At 51.1% G+C, this 610-nt stretch carries 1 protein-coding gene; it reads right to left on the reverse strand.

The annotated features are described in order from the left end of the window. Positions 1-194 precede the first annotated feature (194 nt). Positions 195-610: replication initiation protein (locus tag LZP96_RS23965; protein WP_135566498.1), on the reverse strand; the 416-nt coding region annotated here is incomplete at its 5' end.

Consider the following 610-nt stretch of genomic DNA (forward strand, 5'->3'; position numbering starts at 1 on the left):
CCGGGCGCCGGAGCCGTGTGGGAATCCGCCCACCTTGCCGGGCGCCGGTGCCGTGTGGGAATCCGCCCACCTTGCCGGGCGCCGGTGCCGTGTGGGAATCCGCCCACCTTGCCGGGCGCCGGTGCTGTGTGGAAATTCGCCCATCTTCATGACAAAAATTTGTCAAATGACAGGCTCATGTGTGCTGATTTATGTCAGACGGGATTTTGCTTATCAATTATTGAGAACAGAAATTTTCCTGAATCATCAATACTATACTTAGCAAGTAAAGGTGTTTTCTCATTTATCTGCTTGAGTGCAGGATCAAGGAAAGATCGTTTCAACTCTGCCAAGTTCTTCTGTTGGGATTCCGGCAAAAGGAAACGGTCATTTAACCAAGCATGAGTAGTAACCCATAAGCCTGAAGATTTGAATTGAGCAAGACTTTCATAAAGGCGGATCGTCCGTGGATTTCGAAGACTGCCACAATCGCGGAGCGAGTAGGTGGTGAACTGGTTCGTCAGGCCGTAAATGTACCGCAGGAGTTTATGGTTAAATTCGATTTCCCAGATACCACGAGCTGATCGGCTGCCAGCCTCTGTTAGCCAGGGGCGCGCGACGCAGTCAAAAC

The sequence above is a fragment of the Huaxiibacter chinensis genome (genome assembly GCF_022171985.1).
Classification (GTDB): domain Bacteria; phylum Pseudomonadota; class Gammaproteobacteria; order Enterobacterales; family Enterobacteriaceae; genus Enterobacter; species Enterobacter chinensis_A.